The organism is Psychrobacter sp. 1Y4 (genome assembly GCF_051847555.1).
Map to the genome: position 1 here is coordinate 81,631 of NZ_JBPYDE010000002.1, position 21,954 is coordinate 103,584.

Below are 21,954 nucleotides of genomic sequence, written 5' to 3' on the forward strand. Positions count from 1 at the left end.
TGGTATGCTTACAAGCGTAGATTGATACATTACATGAGTACTTAATTACTGAGTAATAAGCCATCCTCGATTTATTTTAAAATCGATATAGTGCGGCTAGGATACATTCCTTGCAAAGCTATGATAGCAGTAAGGTAAAAAAGTTTATCTCAAAAAAGATCTTTGTTGAACGTACCGCCGTTATCTTAAGCAAATAGTAAATGGCTTAAGATACATAGAGAGCTTTTAGACGACATTCATTGCTTTACTTGGCATTTCTAGATAATACCCTTGCAAATAACGCGCACCGACACTCCAAGATACCGACATCGTAGCAGCCTCCTCAATATAAGGCATCAATACATCAATATTAAGCTCATTAGTGCGTACGATTAAAGATTTGATCGCCTCTAAATTGTCAGGTTTATTAATCTCATTTACATAATCGCGTGCAAGGCGCGTCATATCAGGCGCTACAAATTCAGCAATCTCAATCGATTTTGCAGAAGTACCAAAGTTATGAATACCTATTTTGCAACCTATATCGCTTAAAGCAGCAAACTGAGATTTGGCAATCGTCAGATGATTGGCCACATCTTGCTCATTAAACTGTAGTGTCAATGCCCCAGATACGCCCCCCACCGCTTTTATCAACTGGCCGGCCACACTTGGTAGCTTTTTATCAACTAATGACGCGCTGGTCAATTGTATCAACACGCGCGCTTCAGGATGAGTCTTGCGCACCTCATTTAATTGTTTGCAGGCATTGATTAATATCCAGCGATCTATTTTTTCGCGTAAGTGGTGCGTCTTGGCGACTGTCATAAACTTGTCAGGTGTCAGTACCGTATTTTCAGCATCGGCTAATGGTAGACGCAGGTAAACTTCAAAGAAGTCACTACGATCTTGATTAATATCATAGATTGGCTGAAAAAATAGCTCAAAGCGATTGTGGGTGATCGCGCTGACTAGATATTCAGCTAAAGCGCTATCATCACTGTTTGCATGCTCACTTGGATCATACAAGTGATAAGCGTTGCCCTGATTTGCCGTTTCAACTCTGATATGGTTGATCGCATCAACTGCACGATCAAACAAGACTTGCGGTTCAGCAGCATTGGATTCTATTTTGACGATACCAATACTCACAGTCGTACTGGTTGTGCGTTTATCGACTTCGATAAGCATATCGCTGATATGCTGGCGGATACTCTCAGCAAGATCGACCAGCGCTTTAGAGGACAAATCTTCAATTAACACTGTAAATGCTGTGTCACTAAAGCGGCTAATGTGCCCCTCTGCTACCGTTTGCTCAAGCATACGAGCCACTTGCTGAATGGTCGTATCCACCCCTTGCAAGCCTAAGCTACTACTGATTTTACCGATATTATCTAACTGGATATATAATAAGGCTGCATGCGCTTTGCCTGCTACTACCGATTGGTGCAAGGCTTCAAAACGCTCTTCAAAGCCGCGGCGGTTGTATAGTCCTGTCAAGCTGTCCTGACGCTCTGCTGCTGCCAAACGCTTGGCAATCTCAGCGCTGTTATTATTGTTTTGTTGAATGATAATCTGGGTGACTGGTTCACCATCTAGCGTAGCGACAGCGAGTTGTAGCTTTGCCTCAAAAGTACTACCGTCCATACGCTTACTGTCAAAGTTAAATTCAACTTGCTCACGGTGGCCTTTATCGAACTGACGTAAAAACTCCTTAAAACCTTTGACATTATCTTTACCGGCAATAAAGTCAATAACTGGCAGACCAATAATATCGTCCATCGACTCAAAGTTAAACAACTTTAAATAGGGCTCGTTGGCAAAAATATGAATGCCTTGATCGATATAAGCAACCGCACTCTTAGAGTTTTTGATTAAAATATTGGCACGCTGCTCGGCTTCGGAGAGTACATGACGCAAGCTATTAAGCTGTCGTAGGCTACGCAAATTGGCATGTTGTAGGCAGATTGCCATTACCACTTGTACTTCTTTATCTGCTAGTAAAGCCTTTACCATCACTCCATCTATGACTGAGGGCAAACCATCGTCATTACGACCAGTACTCGCCATCTCATCACTCATCAGACCAATGATGGGGAGATCAAGGTTTTGCTCTTGCACGATACCAACGACATCGGTGAAGCTTAAGTCATAGGCGCGCCCAAATACCAAGACGTCCCACTGTTGACGTAGTGACTTTAGTAGCTCCTCTCTATCATCCAAAAACCCAAGATTAACTTCATCGTAGTAAGCAGATAATAAGCTGACTAAACGCTCGGCATAAAGCTGATCTTCGTCTATAACTAGGAGATTTAGGACAGATTTGGTACGCATAATAGGCCTTTTTATTCTTATAACCGTCGTGACAGTATACTAGATTACGATTGGTCTTGAGCAATGCTTAATTTTGTATAAAAGTATTGATTGTAGCAATCTTATCCAGCTAAATCTGTATCACTTTATACTGACTAAACTCTTCACTATTTAGTAAGCATTGCTGTAAACAGAGTGTTTTTTGTTTGTCATTAATACGCAGCATGACTTTGTCATTGGTTTGGAAATGATGAGAAGGCACTATAATGCTAAACTCTGTCTGTAAGCTCTCATCGCCAGCCACCATAAAAGCTGGCATAAAGCCTTGGCCACGATGGTCTCTAATATCCAAACGTAAAGCGCAAGCTGTCAGTACATGCCCAAGTACCTGCCATTCAACCTCAATAGGTTTATTATCGAGATTGAGCCAGCGTACCATACCCATTGACCATTTACACTTGCTGTCATTATATGAATATTGCAACAATAACAGACTCATAAAACTAAGTGGTGGCGGTGCTGTATTAAGTGTGTCGCTACTGTCCGTCTCGGCGTCTAATATGTCCGCTTTGAGCAAGCTTGATCGTTGTCCTGTCGCCTCATCATCTGTCTTTGACAGTGGCACCACTAAATATTCTGGAGACAATAAATGTAAGACTCTCATCTGTGATGCTATGTCTGTGCTATCAATTACCTCTACTTCAAGGACACCTTGTGTATCGCCCTTCTTGGGCTGTGTATCATAGCGTGGCAGCTGCTCAACTGCCAACTCTCTAGCAGCTATCAAGTCTACTAAGCTCTTTGCACCAGCCACTTTATAATGAATGTTATTAAAACCACCAATGACAGTTGCACGCTGTCTTGTATGATACTTGGTCGGTAATGTCATTGCTCGCTCGACATAACGATGTTTCATGGCCATTAATACTTTATTAACCAGCTGATATTCAATCGCAGCGTTATTACTATCAACCAACGCCTGCTTGCGCTGCTGTAAGTATGTTATCAATGGTCCAAGTTCGATAAATAGACAACGATGGTGCGCTTCATAGGGATTGATAGCGGAGCTGGCAGTGAGATAATCAGGCGGACTGCCGCTTTGTAAGTCTACAAAGATACGCGTCTCAGTCTGCGGCTCGATAGCAGCATGGACATGAGTTGCCCATAACGGTAGTAGACGCTGGATTAATAGCATATTGGAGCGGCGCATGGCACGGACATTCAATAAACTCTGCAAGCAAATCTGTACATATAAGCCGTGAATACTATGTGCCTGCTTGGCAATTACTTGCGTGCTCAAATCAGTATGTGCCACATTTATCTGACAAGCTAGGTCATATAGCTCATTAAACGCAGCCCATAAGTGTGGTGGTGATGGTTGGTAAGATACGTTGTGCTCACTCAATAATTTTTCATAAATGGTGAGTGACTGGTAAATAGCTGCGGCCAAAACAAGCGGTGATGTTTTAGCTAACGTCAAAAAACGCGTCCAACCTCGGCCTGTCGCTGGGCTTTTCTGATTAGTTAAAGTCAGACTCTTGCGTTGTATGATATTGTCGTAGGCCAGTATGGTCGAGTAGTATAGTGATTTGACTTGATCCACATATACTCGCTGCGTCTTGCTAAGCGCTCCTAACTCATAATGATAATGCTTGTGCAAAGAGGTGATCAAGCGCTCGGATGCACAAGCAACAATGGTCAAAAGCTTAAGACGTAGTTTGTCATCTAAGTCTGCTGCGGCAAGCTCAGTCAACACCTGCTCTATTTGCACGGCCTGCTGAGTTTCAGTTTGTGTTGGTAAACTTGCTGCCCATCGACGCAGCTGCTGTTCTTGTCCATCCCCATATTTACGCGAAGAGTGTTTTAGTGGTGCTTTATGTGATAGATGATCCTGAAAATCTGACAACGTTATCATAAGCCCTCTTTAGTAAAACCTCTATTCTCAAATGAACAGTCGCGATATTACTTGTGTGTATGTGCGTTACAGAGCGCTACTAATGTTCAGCAAAACATATTACCACAACTTACTATCCTGCATACCTTGACTGTCTTTATAAATATCAATTGGCACCTTAAATGGTCTGTTTGGCAACTCTTTTACCAATTTTGGCACAAGATACCCAGGAAGCTTAGCCAACAACGACCAATATAAGTCAACAGCGGACTGCTCATCGTTATCAAAATGAGCGGCGCCTAAGACCTTATCGAGTACGTGTAAATAATAAGGCAAAACACCTGCTGCAAACAAACGCTGACTGAGGGCAGTTTGAGTCGCGACACTGTCATTGATACCCTTTAATAATACGGCTTGGTTTAACAGCACAATACCAGCGACCCGTGCACGCTGCAAATATTGAGCCGTGTTCGTATCAATTTCATTGGCATGGTTGCAATGAACAACCATCACGATGTTGCAGCGACTTTGACTAAAGCGATCTAGCAAAGCATCATCTAAGCGCTCAGGAATCACTAACGGCAAGCGTGTATGCAAGCGAATAGTGGTCAGTTGCGGTATCGCCTCCAAGGTATCAAGCCAAGCAAATAGTCGCCGATTAGAAACACTCAATGGGTCGCCACCACTTAAGATAACCTCATTGACCTCAGGGTGCTCTTTAATGTAGGAGGCAATCGCTAAGTGTTCGGTGGAAGTTGGCATATTGGCGTTATAATCAAAGTGCTGACGAAAGCAGTAACGACAATGGATGGCGCACGCACCCGTCACAGTTAATAGTATCCTAGATTGATACTTATGTAGCAGACCTTTAATTGGATTTTGGTCGTTTTCAGCCAAGGGGTCAGTGATATAACCTGTCACAGCGATTTGTTCTTGTCTGTCTGGTAACACTTGCTTTAATAAAGGATCGTGCACATCACCCACCGCCATTTTGGCGACAAAGGCACGCGGGACACGTAAAGGAAAGTGCGCTGGGGCATAAACTTGCGCTTTAATCGTCTCAAGGTTGAGTATCTCTAGTAACTCATCTATCGATGTGATTGCTTCAGATAGTTGTGTTTGCCAGTTTTTTTGTGTGATTAAATGGTTTATCATGACAACCTAATGCGTGTGCCTAAAAACCGACATTATACGCTGTAAATCAGCGTACTATCAAAGCATGCCAAGCAAACATTATGGTTTATACCTATTTACCCTTGCCATTCATAGACTTTGGCCCATATGATAGGTATTCCAGTATAAGTAACACCGTGTCAGGTTTGGCAACGCGTCGATAATCAATCAGTAACCTATCAATATAATTACTACAACCCTTAGGAGTCTCTTGTGGCAAGTTTTTCTACCAATGAATTTAAAGCCGGTTTAAAAGTCATGCTTGATGGCAACCCTTGTGCCATTCTTGAAAATGAGTTTGTCAAACCTGGTAAAGGCCAAGCTTTTAACCGCGTTAGACTGCGCAACCTTCGTAGTGGTAAAGTACTCGAGCAAACCTTTAAATCAGGTGATAGCTTAGAAGCGGCCGACGTGTTGGATACTGAAATGAACTATCTATATAATGATGGTGAGTTTTGGCATTTTATGCACCCTGAAAGCTTTGAGCAGCTACAAGCGGACAAAGCGGCTATTGGCGATGCGCCAAAATGGTTAAAAGACAACAGTAACGAGCTTTGCGTGATTACCTTGTTTAATGGGGTGCCATTGTCAGTCACACCGCCAAACTTCGTTGAATTGCAGATTACCGAAACCGATCCTGGTGTACGCGGTGATACTTCAGGCGGCGGTGGTAAGCCTGCAACTTTAGAGACAGGTGCAGTCGTACGTGTACCCTTATTCGTCCAGCAAGGTGAAATCGTTCGCGTTGATACGCGCACAGGTGACTATCAAACTCGAGTTAGCTGATACCGTCAGACCTATAAAAAAAGCTCGACCATCATAACAATGGTCGAGCTTTTTTATTATTACTATCAGATTTTTACTTGCTATTCGATACTTGATACCGGCAGCTATCTGCTATGATGACTCTTTTAGGTCTCTACTACTGACCTGTTTTTTTGTTGCTTGTTGGTGCATAAGCCAATACTGTACCAACGCGTTGAGCTGTTCTTTTTTAAAAGGTTTGGTGCAATAGTCTTGCATGCCAACTTTCAGATATTTTTCGCGCTCGCCATCCATAGCATTTGCCGTTAGCGCAATGATTGGTGGTAATGTTTTTGGGTCATAAATCTCATGCAGCTTGATCGTTGCTTGTATCCCATCCATGATCGGCATATGGTGATCCATAAGTATCACATCAAAGCGCCGCGGGTGTGCTGAAAACTGATCAATGGCTTTTTGTCCGTCAGTCACGTGAGTGACCTTGTGCCCATTATTACACAATGCTTTTTTGGCAATCATAGCGTTAACATTATCATCTTCAACCAATAATATATGACCAGAATACTCAGAATTGGGACTAATCTCTATGATGTTTGAGCGTTGCCAGTCATCATACTTTTCTTGGCTTATAGACCTTAGAGGTAACAATACCTTAAACGTCGTTCCCTCTCCCACGACACTGTTTGCCCAAACATGTCCGCCCATCAAATTAACCAAAGACTTGCAAACAGACAGACCCAGACCTGTACCACCGTATAAGCGATGGGTAGATTTGTCTGCTTGGTTATAAGCGTCGAAAATAGCATCCAGTGATTCAGGCTTAATACCAACGCCTGTATCTTTGATATCAATACAGACCGTCATATCATGGCAAATGATCTCATCTGTTTTTGCACCTAAGCTTCTACACCCACCCTTTTTACAATGCGGCGCATGAGTGACATTAATACTGACATGCCCACCTTCACGAGTGAACTTAATCGCATTATTAACTAGATTAGCCAAAATCTGTTTTAGCCTTACAGGATCACCTTGCATATAAGGCGATAGTTTTTCACTATAATTGTAGTCCAGTATGAGTCCACGCTGACGAGCTTTGACCGCAAATAAACTGACAACTTCATCACATAATAATGACAAGTCCATAGGTATGTCATCAACAGTCATCTTGCCTGACTCAACTTTAGATAAGTCTAGGATGCCATTAATAATCGCAAGCAAATGCTCTGTTGACAGTTTTATGTTGTCGACATAGACTTTTTGCTCAACGTTCAAATCAGTATCGTCAAGCATCTCAACCATACCAATAATACCATTCATGGGAGTGCGTATTTCATGGCTCATGTTTGCCAAAAATTCAGACTTCATTTGATTGGCATGTTTGGCGCGATGTTGATTCTTTTGTAACTGCAATGCATCTGCCGCCATTTCAGCGAACTGTAAAAGCAGTCTAGCCTTATCGTCATCAAATGTATTGTTGGGCTTGGTATCGAACAAACAAAGTGATCCTAAATGATACGTCTTGTTCTCCTCTGTTAGAGTAATTGGCGCGCCTGCATAGAAACGTAGATGAGGGTCTTCTGTCACTAATGGATTGTCGACGAAACGCTCATCAAGTGATAGATCTGGTATAGTAAAAACACTATTAGATAATACTGTGTAATTACAAATCGCCACGCCGCGCTTGGTCGTACATAAATCACCGAATCCATGCGGCGATTTTAGATACTGTACGTGTTCATCCATGAAAGTAATAGCCACCATGGGCACACCAAAGAACAATTTAACCAGTTCAGTCAAACGCGAAAATGCAGGCTCATTACAAGTGTTAAGCACGTCGTATTCATGTAGCTTAGCGATACGTAAATGCTCATCTAACGCCAGCGGATAAGTATGAATAGACAAAACCGTCTCCAAGTTAATAAGAAGTAATGGGTCAGACCCCAGCTTGTTTGCTCAGCATTTGTAATGCCTCACTAACCATAATCATTGCCACTACAGAGGTTACCGCGACTGCAGAGCCATAGCCGCCACATTGTAACCCGCCTGTCTGACAGCTTTTGTCTACGCGCGGCGGCTCAGTTGAGTATACGCACCTAATACCGAATTTATCTTTTAGAGCGCTATTGATGCCTTTTTCATGGCGCAGCTTGTTACGTAACCGCGCTAACAATGGATCTTGATAACTGTCCTTTAGATCGCTGACTGTAATCTGAGAAGGGTCTATCTTGCCCCCTGCCCCACCTGCACAAACGAGCTTTAGCTTATTAAAACGGCAATGTAATGCAATAGCCAGTTTGGCACTCATATCATCTACGCAGTCCAATATCACAATCGGCCTTTGCTCAGCTGCGGCAGCTTTTGCCTCACTCCGATTGGGTAATAATGTAGAGACATTCTCAACTGTTAAAAAGTCATCTACCAAGTGCAAAGTGAGCTTTGGGTTAATCTCTTGCAAACGTGCGCCCAGTGCTGCTATCTTACTTTGCCCAAAGGTACTATCAAGCGCAGGTAGCTGCCGATTGACATTGGAAGCCACCAATACATCTAAATCAACTAACGTAATATTGCCTACTGCGGTACGCGCTAATGCTTCAGCAGCCCAAGAGCCTACGCCGCCCACTCCAATCACATAAACATGTGCTGCAGCAAAGACATCGAATGCTGCCATACCATACAATGTCTGCGTCCCCTGAAAGCGTCGCTCATATTGTAAATCTGTATTGACAACCTCACTTACTGTATGAGTCGTTGCATTTAGTGTGCCATGTTCTAAAGTCGATTCAGTATTGGCCGATTTTTGCTCGGTTTTTGTGAGTTGCATTTGTTGATTCATAATGAATGAGAAGCTCTGATGATTGATGACACTATGGTCAATAGTCTTTTGATATTCTTGACGTTTTTAATTGCTCATGTCTTATTTAGGGTAAGGCCAAGAAGTTTGCAAGGCATTGCAACTATTTTGCCACAATTGAGGTGCAAGTACTGCAGGTTCTACAGAAAGCAACTCACTTAGACCTTTCAATACCCAAGGCAAATTAGCAGGTACGTTACGATTGTGTCCGTCTGCGCCGTACCATTCGTTATCTGGACTTTGTCCCGCTGTTGATTGATTGGCTGATTGACTGTCTAGTTGAGTGTCTTTTGCTTTTTGACACATCATAGGCATCATATCAGGACAATCAGTCTCTAGGACTAAACACTCTATGCCATAACTATCAACAGCAGCTTTGATAGCACGGCGTAGCTTTTTGGCGTTATGGTTGGTAATTTGGCCAGTAATACCAAGCTTAAAGCCCAATTTAACAAAAGCTTTGGCCTCTTGCTCACCGCCACTAAAGCTATGGGCAATACCGCCTAATTTATGCGCATCATAGCTATGTGCCTTTAATAACGCCAATGCCTCTGCATGAGCCTTACGAATGTGCAGCATGACAGGAAGCTTATGTAACACAGCAATATCCAGTTGCGCTGTAAAAAAACGCGCTTGCTTAGCAAAAACCTCAGGTCGTTTCATGGCATCCGTATAAGTATCTAACCCTATCTCGCCAATTGCTAACGGGCGCTGCTCTTGGACCATTTGCGCCATGCTAGATAGATGCGCGTCGGTATGCTGTTCGATATAAAAAGGATGTAAGCCAAGTGCAATGTGCGCTACAGGATACACGTCTCTACGATCAGTTTTATCCTTATCCTTAGACAGATGCATCTGCTCGATTGTCTGCTGCGTCTCATAGAGTCTAGAAAAATATCGCTGCAAATAACCCACTAACACCAAGTGCCGAACACCCTGCATATAAGCCTGCTGCGTCTGTGACTGTCTATCACCATCAAAGACTGGCGCATCAAAATGAGTATGAGTATCGATCAGAGGATATATAGCAGGCAGTGGGGTATGATCTAGCGCTAGATGTGAATTTGTATGAAACATAATCCGTCTTTATAGTTGATTCTTAATGGTTGGTAAATATGTGCTGCGTAAGCAGTTAGGTGATTATGATAATAGAGTATTTTAATTTTGAATGTTTAGCAGCTTTGTATCTATATGCTGATACAAAACTGTAATACAGCGTGTGATGTACCGCTTTGGTGAAGTATGTTGCGCCGCTAAACTGTCTATTAGGTGCATTATATTGAGCATAATATGCAAGTATAAAGAGCGTGCAAGTATCAAAATCGTACAAGTATAAAAGTTGTTTCTTAACCCTTTATTAATCCTTGTCACAGTTTTGATATTGCAAGTCTGTATGCTGAGGATTGATGGTTTTTGAATAGTCTTTTTTTGATAATTCTTTGGCATGGGGAGTCTGTTGCCAGCTGCTACGTCTTGGTAGTAGCAATAAAGCCGTCCCGACAATGCCTAATGTCAGCCATTTTTGTTTATTCATCGTTTTTACTCCCGCCACTTTTATGTCTGTCTATCGCAGTTGTAGATAGCCAAACGACAAACTTAACCGCTATATTCTAACGCTTTAACGGATATGTCTTAATGCCTGCACTTGGAGCATCTACCTTAGTAAACCCTTGCGCTGTAGGTTTTGACTTTTGATCGCGCTTGGGTACAAGTGGGTTTAGTGGCATCAATTCATAGTTAGCATCAACCTTACCATCCCAGCCTTCAGTGCCGCTAAGTGGCAGCTGTTTGATCGTCCCATTTTTATCGATGACCAACTGTAGTACGCGCATCTGATTGTATTTGCGCTCAGTGACACTTGCAACTGCACCACCATCACGTAGGATAGTTGGCTGTAAAAATATAATCAAATTGCTCTTTTGAGTGCTATCACTATCAGAGCGGAATAGCCGCCCGATAATAGGCACGTTACCTAAACCTGGGACTTTTTGTTGGTTGCTGGTCGTGTTGTCGCGCATCAAACCCCCAAGCGCGATGGTCTGTTGATCATCCGCTAAAATAGTGGTGTTGATTAAACTTTTATTGGTGATAAGCCCACTGGCATTACCGACACTACCGGGTACGACCGAAGATACTTCTTGCGAGACTTCCAAGCGTACCGTGCCATTGTCACCAATATGTGGAATGACATTAAGATTGATACCAATATCTTGGCGGTCGATGGTTTGAAATGGATTTTCAGACGAGTTACCGCTGGTTGTATAAGAGCCTGTTACAAATGGTACGTTTTGACCAACCAAAATACTGGCCTTTTCATTATCCAAAGTCAAAATAGAAGGCATGGACAATAAGTTAGCACTGGTAGAAGAGTCTAATGCTTGTAAAATAGCGCCGTAGAACTGTGTATTTCCATCACTGTCTGTACTACTATCCCCAATACCAAGTAACGCACCAGCAATAGAGCCTGCCGCAGAGCTAATACCTGACGCGCCTCCAGACAGTACCGCGCCTGCAAGTGATGCCGCGCTTGCGCCAACGTTATTGAAGTTCACCACTCCATAGCCGCTGTTCGCATTGCCAAGCGCCCACTGTACACCGAGTTGGGCGGCATCATCCCCTGAGACCTCAACGATAGCCGCTTGAATAAGCACTTGCGCACGGCGATTATCGAGCTGATTGACGGCCGTCTCAATCTCAAACATAAGCTCGGGAGCTGCATTGACAATAACGGAGTTTTGCGTCTCATCAGCGATAATGCTAAAGGGTCGACCGCCAGTACTGGTGCCTGTCCCGCCTGAGCTGGACGCAGAAGCTGACACCGAGTTATTAGCTCCAGTTGAACTATTGCCATTTAATGTATCATTGCTATTATTGCCCAGCGTACTACCTGTACTGCTAGCACTATCTAGTGAGGCTGACTCTAAGGTCGATGTCGCCCCAGTACTATTAATAGACTGATTGGCAAGTAAGCCGCGTAACATCTCTGCGATATGACCAGCACTTGCATACTTTAAGCGAAAGACTCGTAAGCCACTTAAGCGACGTGACGGCGTGGTATCAAGCTGATTGACCATTTCTTGCACTTTAGCAATCATCTCAGGACTACCTTTGACCAGCAGTCTGTCACTAGAAGTATCAGCGATCACTTTGAGCTGATTGCCGCCTCCTTGTGCCTGTTCACCTGCACTTAAAACCAAAGCACTGATGAGATCCATCATACGCTCAGCGTCTACATGGCGCAGTGGTATGACTTGTAAGCTATCATTGACATTGTTGTCCAAATCACGAATTAGGGTGGTTAACTGATTCAAACTATCAGCGCGATCAGATAATACCAGTGCATTGACACCAGGCACGGCAGCCGCATGAGCAGACTGCGGCATCAGTGGTCGAATAACGCCTAGTACTTCAGCGGCCTGCGTGTTGGTCAAATAAATAACGCGAGTTGCCAAGGCTTCACCCACGCTATCACCACGCAGATCAACTTCGACACCAGACTGCTTTGCGATATTATCAGGAACGAGCTTGATCGTCGTTCCTGAGTCGATCGCTGCAATGCCATTGACCTGCATGACACTCAAAAATAGCTGATAAATCTCATCACGAGACAACGCCTTGTTAGAAATCACAGTGACGTTGCCATTGATACGCGGATCAAGGACAAAGTTTTGATCGGTAATCGTTGCCACTTCGTTAATAAAAGCTTTAATGTCTGCGTCTTGCAAATTTACCTTCCAGCTTTCAGCACTGGCAAACCCAAACGTTGCCGCCCATAACGGCAGTGCTAGACACAATGGCCGACATATATACAGCAAACGCTGCAGTGAATGACGTAGAGGTGTTACTGAAAATTTATAAAAACTTATCATGGTTATCATTACCCATTGTGATATCACTCACTGTAAACTGAAACGTTGCTAATATAGCGCTAACAATATTGTTATATGGTCGAGATAATGGTGGTTAGAGCAAACCGTATTATTTAAATACCATCAAATCCCTTAGAACTGCTGACGAATCGTAATCACTTGCTCTCCACGTTTTACTTCAATCTGAGCTTCGCCTGATTGTTGTACCTGCTTCAACAAACCAGCGTCTTGTGTAGGATCACTACCGATGTTTTGGCCATTTACCTTAAGTACTCGATCGCCCGGCTCTAACCCCAATCGATTACGTATTCCAGCTGGCATTGCAGCGGTGACTTGATAGCCTTCACCAGCTGCCATCACCCCCATGCGACTCAAATAACTGGCTGGGCTGTCTTGTAATGCAGTGACAGCTTCATCAATAGCTGAGCTTGGGCTGGCACCATTGCTATCATCTGTAGAATCACTGTCTGTTGAGTCACTGTCAGAGCCATCATTGAAGCTAGTAGCCGCATTGACAACATTGTCATTCGGTATTGCATTAGGTAATGGCATCGGCTGCAAGTCATCGACCGGTTCATTACTTGGCAAGCGCTGATTGCTTACATTCCCTGCTATCATATCGCTTTGATCAAGTGGCATTGCATCTTCCATGCTAATGACTGTCTCCCTGCCACTAGCATCAGCAATAACGACAGCGTTCCAATCGACAGCAACCAGTATATACCCGCTGTCTTGCAAGCTTTCATTAATACGGTAATTTTTAACTTCGCCCTCTACATCCAATAATGCAGATGACATACTCTCTGGTATCGCCAATAGCACCCCTTTTAAATTTACATTAGGCGGCGGCTTTGTAGCAGCGACAACAGGCTCAGGATCGGCGAATATTGCAAACAAACTGCTGTTATCGATATTGGATGCGGCATTATTCTGCAATGGCTGTACCTGCAATGCAGGCGCAGTAGGTGGCGCTAATATCAACCATAATAGGCGCGCGGCAGTCCAAGCTAGCCAACCAAGTGCCAATAATAGTAGCCATACCGAAAATCGGTTTAAGTTGTCTACCACTGGCTTTAGGCGTGCTGGAATACTTGTCATTTAACGCGCCCCCAAACCTGTCAGCAGTGGTTGGCGAACACTTACTACCGCTGTATCTTTTGGTGCTTGCCCTTGGTATTCAGGCATATTTTCTAACAATCGCTGCGTCAGGCTCACATCTAACATGTTATCACCATCGAGATATAGATCCCCTAAGCGCTTATCTTGATTGTCTAATAGGTTAATATGCAGCAAATTTTTATCGTTTTTCTGTTCTGTATTTAGCTCAGCACGTGTTGCTGGCATCGTAATATAAAACACCTTGCCACCACTTGGATAACCAACTTCGCCGCCTACCCAAGTGAGCTGACCATCTGCTGTTGTAAAGCCAGTCATTTTTGAGCTTGATTGGCGGTGCAATGAGACGGCATTTACTTGAATGGGCGTATTTGGCAGCTGCCAATCAACCACACTAGATAGCGTATCAGAAGCAATCTTGCCGCTCATATCATCAACCTGCCAAGAGTGACGCCCTATGTTGACTTGGCCATCAAGACGGGTTTGTCCCGTAGTAATATTAACATCAGCGCCTATTTTACCCAGTAATAGTTGCCACGGCTGCCAAGACCACTTAGCAGACCCCGTCAGTGGCACAGTCGCTACTGGTAGTTGCCAAATGGCTGAACCTTGCCACAGATTACCTGAAACATGTTGTACATAAGTTGAATCAGGAGCGTACTTCTCAACGACCCAAGATGCTGGCATTTGCAACAACGCAAATAGAGCAAACAAAACAAATCCAACCAGCCACCACAGCTTACGGGGACGCTTATGAGACGAGGCAGATGCTTTGGACACAGTTAGATTACTCTTCTTGGAGGTAAAAATGATATTATGATAACAAACTATTACCTATAGATGACAGCAAAAAAACCAGTATCTTTAAGCAAAGATACTGGTTTTTAGAATCTAATCAGCTGAGTGGTATTATCGCTCTACTATATAACTCGTTTATAAATAGCTCGTACAATTAATGCAATATAATAATCACATTCACTATAAACACATGGTCAGATTAAAGTAGATTTATACAGCAAAATCTTCAAGATCACGACCCGCTGCCAATGCATCCACCAACCATGTAGGCTTACGACCACGGCCAGTCCAAGTTTCTTGATGATTGTCAGTATTACGATATTTAATACTACGTTTCTTTTCTAACTTCTCACCAGCTTTTAAGACTTCTTCAATTGTACTATTACTATCTTCCGCGATTTTTTCAAACTGCATATACGCATCATATAAACGCTGATGCTGTTTTTGGGTAATAAGTTGTTGGGCATTCTCAGTGATAGCACGTAGCTCGTCTACATCTAGATTATCTAAATCAATTGTCTTGTTCTTATTCATAATAACCTCAGTCTTAAAAATAGAGATAAGCTCAATATGGTTTTACAACCTATTAAGCGAAGGATAGGTATTTAGCAATACTGCTTTAACACTATTATTGTCTTTTGAAATTACCCATCAAACCAGAAACAAAATAGATCGATTTGATTTATGTGATAATTTTCGCTGTCTGATTAACTAGCGATAGCAACTGTGCGAGATTAACATAATTTTATTGTTTAATGAATAAATAAATATCAATAATATTGTTCAAGTTTTTTAATAGTTAGGTATGACATTGTCATGAAGACATGAAAAGTCGTATTTTTATACAATAACTATATCTTACATAAAAAATTTTTTATAGACATAAGTTTATTTAGGATAGTAATTCTGTATTCTTACTATTTCTCATATAAACAGTGAGTTTTGATATCAGGTTTAAACGATTGGTTTGAGATAAGGCCATGCGTTAGACATTTAATCATTTAGTCATGATATTTTATTTGTATTATTTTTTCTTGGCTAATCTATACCTTACACTTCGTGATGATATAAAAGCTTCATTAAAGTGACACTATTTTCTTTTAAAATTGAAACACCTATAAAAAACATCGCACATTAAAAAGAGCCTATCGATATAGGCTCTTTTTATTGTTTTTCTACCCTATTAGTTCAGGTATATCCTAGAATGGAATGTCATCATCGACAGGACCATCTGGCATTGCCGTAGGTTTTTGTGTTGGCGCTTGATTTGGTTGATTAAACTGGTTTTGCTGAGCAGGTGCACTTTGATTGTTAAAGCTGTTTTGTTGGCCACCTTGGGCTGCTACGCCGCCCGCCTGATTATAACCACCTTGTTGATTATTGGCTTGTTGACCAAAGTTGTTTTGGTTGTTTTGTCCGCCCTGATTACCATAGCCGCCACCTTGGTTTTGACCACCAAAGTTATTGTTATCTTGACCACCACTTGCGCCATCTAACATTTGCATTTGTTCAGCACGAATTTCAGTAATGTAGCGATCTTGGCCATTTTGATCTTGATATTTACGCGTACGCAAACTGCCCTCAATATAGACCTTACTGCCTTTACGAAGATATTGCGCGGCAATCTCTCCTAAACGGTTAAATAAAGCAATACGGTGCCACTCTGTCGCTTCTCTTTTTTCACCGCTTTGTTTGTCTGTCCATTGCTCTGACGTTGCAACCGAAATATTGGTCACGCTACCGCCATTGTTAAATTGACGTGCCTCAGGGTCTGCTCCAAGGTTACCGATAATGATAACTTTATTAACTCCGCGCATGATACCGTCCTTTTACTTATGAATAATTTAATGAATCGTACAAGCTATTATTGATTGAAACCAATTCATACTATCAGTAATTTGATTTTACTTTAACCAATTTTTGTTTAAATATCTAGGGGGCTTTGTGCCAAATGCGACAGCTCTTGTCGCGAAGTATCTGTCAGCTGGGTCTTGTCTAGCTTAAGATACGCTACTTGCTCCTTTGCCATCACGACCAGCTCATCGACACCATCTACTGCCAACACCTGCCGCGACCAATTTTGTATGTCGATATTTTTGGGGATGGTAACGGTCGTACTCGACAAGTAAGGCGGCTGCGCAATCGGAATAATGATCAGCAGAGCTGCGCCCATAATAAGTGCTAGTATGCCCCACGCCAATAAATTTGGCTGTGTCAATAGTAAGCCGCCCATGGCCCCGCCAACAAAAGCTCCAAAAAACTGACTGGACGAATTAAGTCCCATTGCCGTCGCTTTATTTGCCACTGGCGCGCGCTTAGATATCCAAGACGGAATGGTAGCCTCAAGTAAATTAAAACCCATGAAGTAGAACAACAAACCTAGGATAATCCCGACTCCCAGTTGACTGCCCAAGGCCAATAATGCAAGCGCCGCCGTCATCAAGACAATCGCGCCCAAAAATACTTGACGCATTTTACGTTTTTTTTCGGCGATGATAATAAAGGGAATGGCCACGGCAAAGCCGATAAATAATAGCGGCAAATACACCAAGCCCTGCTGACGTACTGATAGACCTAATACGTCAGAGAGCTGGTGCGGTAAAATCACAAAGATCGCTGTCATGGTCAAATGTAGGGCAAAGATACCGATATGCAAACGGTTTAAATCGCCAATTTTTAACACGCTTACCAACTGCTGACCAATCGATTTATTGTCTAAATTATGCTTGAGCACACGTAGCGGCGTCGGTATGACAAAAAGTAGCATCATTGCTAAAACCGCAAAACCCGATGTCAGCCAAAACAGGCCTGAAATACCAAGCGAACCCACCAGTAGTGGGCCAAAGGCAAAAGCGAGCATAATGGAGGTGGCGATGGTCAATCCCATCGTTGCCATTGCTTTGGTGCGCATCTCTTCTCGTGTCACATCAGCTAACAATGCCATCAGCACCGCCGAGACCGCACCGCTCCCTGCCAGCGCCCGGCCGATAATAACCTCATAAATATCTGTCGCGTTGGCCGCGATGATACCGCCCAAAGCAAATAATATCAGACCCAAAAAGATAATCGGCTTACGCGGGAATTTATCGGCAGCAAGGCTCATCGGTATCTGAAAAATCGCTTGCCCAAGCCCATAAATACCAACGGCCAAACCAATCAAAAACGGCGTGGCATGCGCATAGTTGTCACCATATACAGAGAAAACAGGCACAATCATAAACAAGCCAATCATCCGCAAGGCAAATATACCACCGACCCCGAGAATTGCTCGTTTTTCTACGCTATTCATACTTGCCTCACTGATATTATCATCGCTGATCTGACCTTTTTATCTGACTGTCGATTATGTAGCGCCATTGATACAGGCTCATGCGATCAGCTTCACTTGTCAATCAAGCCCCACAGTATAAAACATTCGCTACTTGGTTGCCGAAACTTTTACCTTTTCAATAACGTGCCCTATAGTTAACCCTCTTCAAAAGACAATCAACTATAGGCTGCTATTTGCAACTTGCTTATTTTACTAGACAGTTTTGTTACTAAGTGCATCTAATGCGCAGTCATACCTTGAATAATGTCATCTGAATGACAATAAAGTAAAACGTCATACAAAATATGATAAAAAACTCCCTAAATAGAAAAACTTCATATATGTAAGCAATGTTATCGTAATCTGTATTGCCCAGCGCTTAAAAAAGGCTTAAAAACATAGATGCGATCTACTGATGAATGAATTTACTCATATATCTTTAACGCAAGTCTATTTTTTAAAATATTAACTGATTACCTGATACTGTTTTTAAAACTGACATAAATATCAGAAAATAACAAAAACTTAGCCAACAAGTAACTGTTTCATTAATTTTATTTAATCTAGACTTTTGTCAATTTTTAACATTAATGGTTTTATAAATAGAATGACATAACATGTGAATGCACAGTTGATACAGCTGTTTTTATGAACAACCACTATAAAACTTTATAACTTATCATTAAACGTATTGTATTTAAATGAAGTAGCCTATGGCTATTAACATACCGATTTCATTTAAAGCTTACTATATATCACTTACTTTAGATTTTATAACCATACGCACATAGTTTTTTTAATAACGCTTTTAGTAAATAGGAAACCTGTAACCGATGGCAAATGACCACATTGCAATACGCGGCGCACGCACTCACAATCTAAAAAACGTTGATCTCGATATTCCACGTGACAAATTCGTGGTAATTACTGGCTTATCCGGCTCAGGAAAGTCATCTTTGGCTTTTGATACACTATATGCTGAAGGACAGCGTCGCTATGTCGAGAGTCTGTCCGCCTACGCCCGTCAGTTCCTCTCACAAATGGAAAAACCAGAAGTCGATAGCATTGAGGGACTCTCTCCTGCTATTGCCATTGAGCAAAAATCAACCAACCATAACCCACGCTCAACAGTCGGTACGATTACTGAGATCTACGATTATCTACGCCTGCTCTATGCGCGTATCGGTACGCCATACTGTCCTGAACATGGTGAGCCGATGGTCGCACAATCGGTGACAGAAATGGTCGATCAAGTCATGGCACTGCCAAACGATACCAAGCTAATGATTTTAGCGCCAGTGGTTCGTGAGCGTAAAGGCGAGCATACCGTATTGCTTGAGCAGCTGATTGGGCAAGGTTTTGTGCGCGTGCGAGTCGATGGTGATGTCTATGATACAGACGAGCTACCAACGCTTGATAAAAAGAAAAAACATACTATTGAGGTTGTGGTTGATCGCTTTAAAGTCCGTGATGACTTAGGTAACCGCGTCGCTGAAAGTCTCGAGACTGCCCTGCGCTTGGGTCAAGGTTTGGTTACGCTGCACTTTATGGATGGCAATCCAAAAGAAGGTGGCGATAAAAATCAAGTCATGTCGTCCAAGCATTCATGCCCTGTCTGTGATCGAGCAGTGCCTGAGCTTGAGCCGCGGATGTTTAGTTTTAACAATCCATACGGTGCTTGCCCAAGCTGTGATGGTTTGGGTAAACGTCAATATTTCGCCGCTGAAAAACTGATTACCCATCATGAAAAATCGCTCAACCAAGGCGCAATTAACGGTTGGGACAAGCGTCATGCATATTATTTTGGTCTGCTCTCTACTGTCTGCAAGCATTTTGACATTGATATGGATACGCCTTGGCAAGACCTGAGCAAAGCGCAACAGGACCTTATTATGCATGGCTCAGGTAAGGAAAAGCTCTCCTTTAACTTTACCGATGAGCGTGGTCGTAAGACCAACAAAACTGTTCCATTTGAAGGCGTGCTGCCTTATCTAGAGCGCCGTTATGCCAAAACCCAAAGTAACCTTGTGCGTGATGAGCTGGCAAAGTATCTGGCTGATACTACCTGTAACGTCTGCGATGGTGCGCGTTTGAATGAGATCTCACGTAATGTCCGCGTTGACGAGCATACTATCGCTGAAATCGTTAAGCTTTCTATCGGTGATGCCGCTGACTATTATAAAACGCTGAAGATTGGCGGCCATAAAGGGGAAGTCGCAGAAAAGATCTTTAAAGAGATTAATGAGCGCTTAAACTTCCTTGTTAGCGTCGGACTTGACTATCTGACCCTTGCCCGCTCTGCCGAGACGCTATCAGGCGGTGAAGCGCAGCGTATCCGTCTTGCCAGCCAAATCGGTGCGGGGCTTATGGGCGTGATGTATGTACTTGATGAGCCGTCTATTGGTCTGCATCAGCGTGACAATGATCGCTTGCTCAAAACCTTAACTCGTTTGCGAGATTTGGGCAATACTGTCCTTGTCGTCGAGCACGATGAGGATGCGATACGTCAAGCCGACCATGTCATCGATATCGGTATCGGTGCGGGCGTCCATGGTGGTCATATTATCGCTCAGGGTACGGTCGATGACATCATGGCCAATAAAGAATCACTAACTGGACAATATATGTCTGGTAAGAAAAAAATCGAGATTCCAAGCATTCGTCATAAAGCTAAAACCATCGATATGGAAGTTAAAGGTAAAGCCAAGCCCAAGCAAGTCCCGATGACGATTGAGCTAAAAGGCGCATCCGGCAACAACCTACATGATGTAGATTTGACCATACCCGTTGGCATTATGACTTGTGTCACTGGTGTCTCAGGCTCAGGCAAATCAACCTTGATCAACCGTACTTTAATGCCGATCGCCGCCACGCAGTTAAATAATGCTTCTACCCTTATTGCAGATAAGCATGAAAGTATCAGCGGCCTTGAGCATTTGGACAAAATGGTCGATATCGATCAAAGTCCAATCGGTCGTACGCCGCGCTCAAACCCTGCAACCTATACAGGTGTCTTTACCCCTGTACGTGAAATGTTCGCCCAAACGCAAGAAGCCCGCGCACGTGGTTATAAGCCAGGTCGCTTTAGCTTCAACGTCAAAGGCGGTCGCTGTGAGATGTGTCAGGGCGATGGCCTGATCAAAGTTGAGATGCACTTTTTGCCTGATATGTATGTGCCGTGTGATACCTGCGAAGGCAAACGCTATAATCGCGAAACTTTAGAGATTCACTATAAAGGCAAAAGCATCGCTGAAGTGCTCGATATGACCGTTGAAGATGCCACTGAGTTCTTCTCAGCGATCCCAGCGATCTATCGCCGTCTGCAAGCACTCATGGATGTCGGTCTTGGTTATATTCGCTTGGGTCAGTCTGCGCCGACGCTGTCTGGTGGTGAAGCACAGCGGGTCAAACTGGCGCGTGAGCTTGCCAAACGCGATACCGGACAGACGCTGTATATCTTGGACGAGCCGACCACGGGTCTGCATTTTCATGATATCGATAAACTGCTCAATATCCTGCATGCGCTACGTGATAAAGGCAATACTATCGTCGTCATCGAGCATAACTTGGACGTCATCAAGACCGCGGATTGGGTGATTGATCTTGGCCCTGAAGGCGGTAAAGGTGGTGGACTGATCATCGCGGAAGGTACGCCTGAAGAAGTCGCGGAAGTGAAAGGCTCATATACAGGTGAGTTTTTGAAGCCGATGCTTAAGCAAGCGATGAAAGAAGTGAGTTAATACCGTTAGTTATGATTGATAAAAGGCCACTCTTTATAAGGTGGCCTTTTTCTTGGGTGGAATCAGGCTTTGTCTAACCTGCACACTGTAGGTATTGATTAATAGGTATCAAGACCTATAGCGCACTGCGTTACCTTTCTTAATGTTTA

Annotated in this window: 15 protein-coding genes; 2 read left to right on the plus strand and 13 right to left on the minus strand. The window is 43.2% G+C overall.

Annotation, left to right across the window (positions count from 1 at the left end):
- Positions 1–225: 225 nt before the first annotated feature.
- From ACS8FC_RS01815 to epmB, 3 genes are all read right to left on the minus strand, one after another.
- The gene (locus ACS8FC_RS01815) at positions 226–2,310 is read right to left on the minus strand and encodes an EAL domain-containing protein (RefSeq protein ID WP_439295699.1); all 2,085 of its coding nucleotides are present in this window, start codon (positions 2,308–2,310) and stop codon (positions 226–228) included.
- Between the two features lie 109 nt (positions 2,311–2,419).
- Positions 2,420–4,204 (minus strand): hypothetical protein, encoded by a 1,785-nt coding sequence (locus ACS8FC_RS01820; protein ID WP_439295700.1) that lies wholly within the window; start codon positions 4,202–4,204, stop codon positions 2,420–2,422.
- Positions 4,205–4,303: 99 nt separating this feature from the next.
- Positions 4,304–5,338 (minus strand): EF-P beta-lysylation protein EpmB, encoded by a 1,035-nt coding sequence (gene epmB, locus ACS8FC_RS01825; RefSeq protein WP_439295701.1) that lies wholly within the window; start codon positions 5,336–5,338, stop codon positions 4,304–4,306.
- A 231-nt stretch (positions 5,339–5,569) separates the two neighbouring features.
- Between epmB and efp the strand changes: the two genes are divergently transcribed.
- A complete protein-coding gene (gene efp, locus ACS8FC_RS01830) occupies positions 5,570–6,142 on the plus strand; it encodes an elongation factor P (protein WP_299217444.1) in 573 nt (190 codons plus the stop codon).
- 111 nt (positions 6,143–6,253) lie between these two features.
- Here the strand turns inward: efp and ACS8FC_RS01835 are convergent, their stop codons facing one another.
- The 10 genes from ACS8FC_RS01835 to ACS8FC_RS01880 all read right to left on the minus strand — a co-directional run bounded on the left by ACS8FC_RS01835 (position 6,254) and on the right by ACS8FC_RS01880 (position 18,044).
- Complete coding sequence (locus ACS8FC_RS01835; protein WP_439295702.1) at positions 6,254–8,023, minus strand: GAF domain-containing hybrid sensor histidine kinase/response regulator; 1,770 nt, start codon at positions 8,021–8,023, stop codon at positions 6,254–6,256.
- A 31-nt stretch (positions 8,024–8,054) separates the two neighbouring features.
- Positions 8,055–8,789 carry a tRNA threonylcarbamoyladenosine dehydratase gene (locus ACS8FC_RS01840; RefSeq protein ID WP_299217996.1) on the minus strand — a complete coding sequence of 245 codons (735 nt, stop codon included), beginning with the start codon at positions 8,787–8,789 and terminating at the stop codon, positions 8,055–8,057.
- A 246-nt stretch (positions 8,790–9,035) separates the two neighbouring features.
- Positions 9,036–10,049, minus strand: coding sequence for a TatD family hydrolase (locus ACS8FC_RS01845; protein WP_439295703.1), 1,014 nt, complete (start codon positions 10,047–10,049; stop codon positions 9,036–9,038).
- Positions 10,050–10,329: 280 nt separating this feature from the next.
- A complete protein-coding gene (locus ACS8FC_RS01850; protein WP_439295704.1) occupies positions 10,330–10,506 on the minus strand; it encodes a hypothetical protein in 177 nt (58 codons plus the stop codon).
- A gap of 76 nt (positions 10,507–10,582) precedes the next feature.
- Positions 10,583–12,841 (minus strand): type II secretion system secretin GspD, encoded by a 2,259-nt coding sequence (gene gspD / locus ACS8FC_RS01855; protein WP_439261787.1) that lies wholly within the window; start codon positions 12,839–12,841, stop codon positions 10,583–10,585.
- Between the two features lie 132 nt (positions 12,842–12,973).
- Positions 12,974–13,939, minus strand: coding sequence for a type II secretion system protein N (locus tag ACS8FC_RS01860; RefSeq protein WP_439295705.1), 966 nt, complete (start codon positions 13,937–13,939; stop codon positions 12,974–12,976).
- Positions 13,940–14,737, minus strand: coding sequence for a type II secretion system protein N (gene gspN / locus ACS8FC_RS01865; RefSeq protein ID WP_439261791.1), 798 nt, complete (start codon positions 14,735–14,737; stop codon positions 13,940–13,942).
- Between the two features lie 228 nt (positions 14,738–14,965).
- On the minus strand, positions 14,966–15,289 hold the full coding sequence (locus tag ACS8FC_RS01870; RefSeq protein ID WP_439295706.1) for an H-NS histone family protein: 324 nt from the start codon (positions 15,287–15,289) through the stop codon (positions 14,966–14,968).
- A 665-nt stretch (positions 15,290–15,954) separates the two neighbouring features.
- Positions 15,955–16,572: a single-stranded DNA-binding protein gene (gene ssb / locus ACS8FC_RS01875; RefSeq protein WP_439261793.1), complete on the minus strand. Its 618-nt coding sequence runs from the start codon at positions 16,570–16,572 to the stop codon at positions 15,955–15,957.
- A gap of 107 nt (positions 16,573–16,679) precedes the next feature.
- A complete protein-coding gene (locus ACS8FC_RS01880) occupies positions 16,680–18,044 on the minus strand; it encodes an MFS transporter (protein WP_439295707.1) in 1,365 nt (454 codons plus the stop codon).
- A gap of 854 nt (positions 18,045–18,898) precedes the next feature.
- Between ACS8FC_RS01880 and uvrA the strand changes: the two genes are divergently transcribed.
- Positions 18,899–21,805: an excinuclease ABC subunit UvrA gene (gene uvrA, locus ACS8FC_RS01885; protein WP_439295708.1), complete on the plus strand. Its 2,907-nt coding sequence runs from the start codon at positions 18,899–18,901 to the stop codon at positions 21,803–21,805.
- Positions 21,806–21,954 lie beyond the last annotated feature (149 nt).

What these genes read in the sequence shown, in the direction of transcription:
- ACS8FC_RS01815 (WP_439295699.1), bottom strand. Translation starts at nt 2,310, where the DNA reads ATGCGTACCAAATCTGTCCTAAATCTCCTAGTTATAGACGAAGATCAG.
- ACS8FC_RS01820 (WP_439295700.1), bottom strand. Translation starts at nt 4,204, where the DNA reads ATGATAACGTTGTCAGATTTTCAGGATCATCTATCACATAAAGCACCA.
- epmB (WP_439295701.1), bottom strand. Translation starts at nt 5,338, where the DNA reads ATGATAAACCATTTAATCACACAAAAAAACTGGCAAACACAACTATCT.
- ACS8FC_RS01840 (WP_299217996.1), bottom strand. Translation starts at nt 8,789, where the DNA reads ATGGCAGCATTCGATGTCTTTGCTGCAGCACATGTTTATGTGATTGGA.
- ACS8FC_RS01845 (WP_439295703.1), bottom strand. Translation starts at nt 10,049, where the DNA reads ATGTTTCATACAAATTCACATCTAGCGCTAGATCATACCCCACTGCCT.
- ACS8FC_RS01850 (WP_439295704.1), bottom strand. Translation starts at nt 10,506, where the DNA reads ATGAATAAACAAAAATGGCTGACATTAGGCATTGTCGGGACGGCTTTA.
- gspD (WP_439261787.1), bottom strand. Translation starts at nt 12,841, where the DNA reads ATGATAAGTTTTTATAAATTTTCAGTAACACCTCTACGTCATTCACTG.
- ACS8FC_RS01860 (WP_439295705.1), bottom strand. Translation starts at nt 13,939, where the DNA reads ATGACAAGTATTCCAGCACGCCTAAAGCCAGTGGTAGACAACTTAAAC.
- ACS8FC_RS01870 (WP_439295706.1), bottom strand. Translation starts at nt 15,289, where the DNA reads ATGAATAAGAACAAGACAATTGATTTAGATAATCTAGATGTAGACGAG.
- ssb (WP_439261793.1), bottom strand. Translation starts at nt 16,572, where the DNA reads ATGCGCGGAGTTAATAAAGTTATCATTATCGGTAACCTTGGAGCAGAC.
- ACS8FC_RS01880 (WP_439295707.1), bottom strand. Translation starts at nt 18,044, where the DNA reads ATGAATAGCGTAGAAAAACGAGCAATTCTCGGGGTCGGTGGTATATTT.
- uvrA (WP_439295708.1), top strand. Translation starts at nt 18,899, where the DNA reads ATGGCAAATGACCACATTGCAATACGCGGCGCACGCACTCACAATCTA.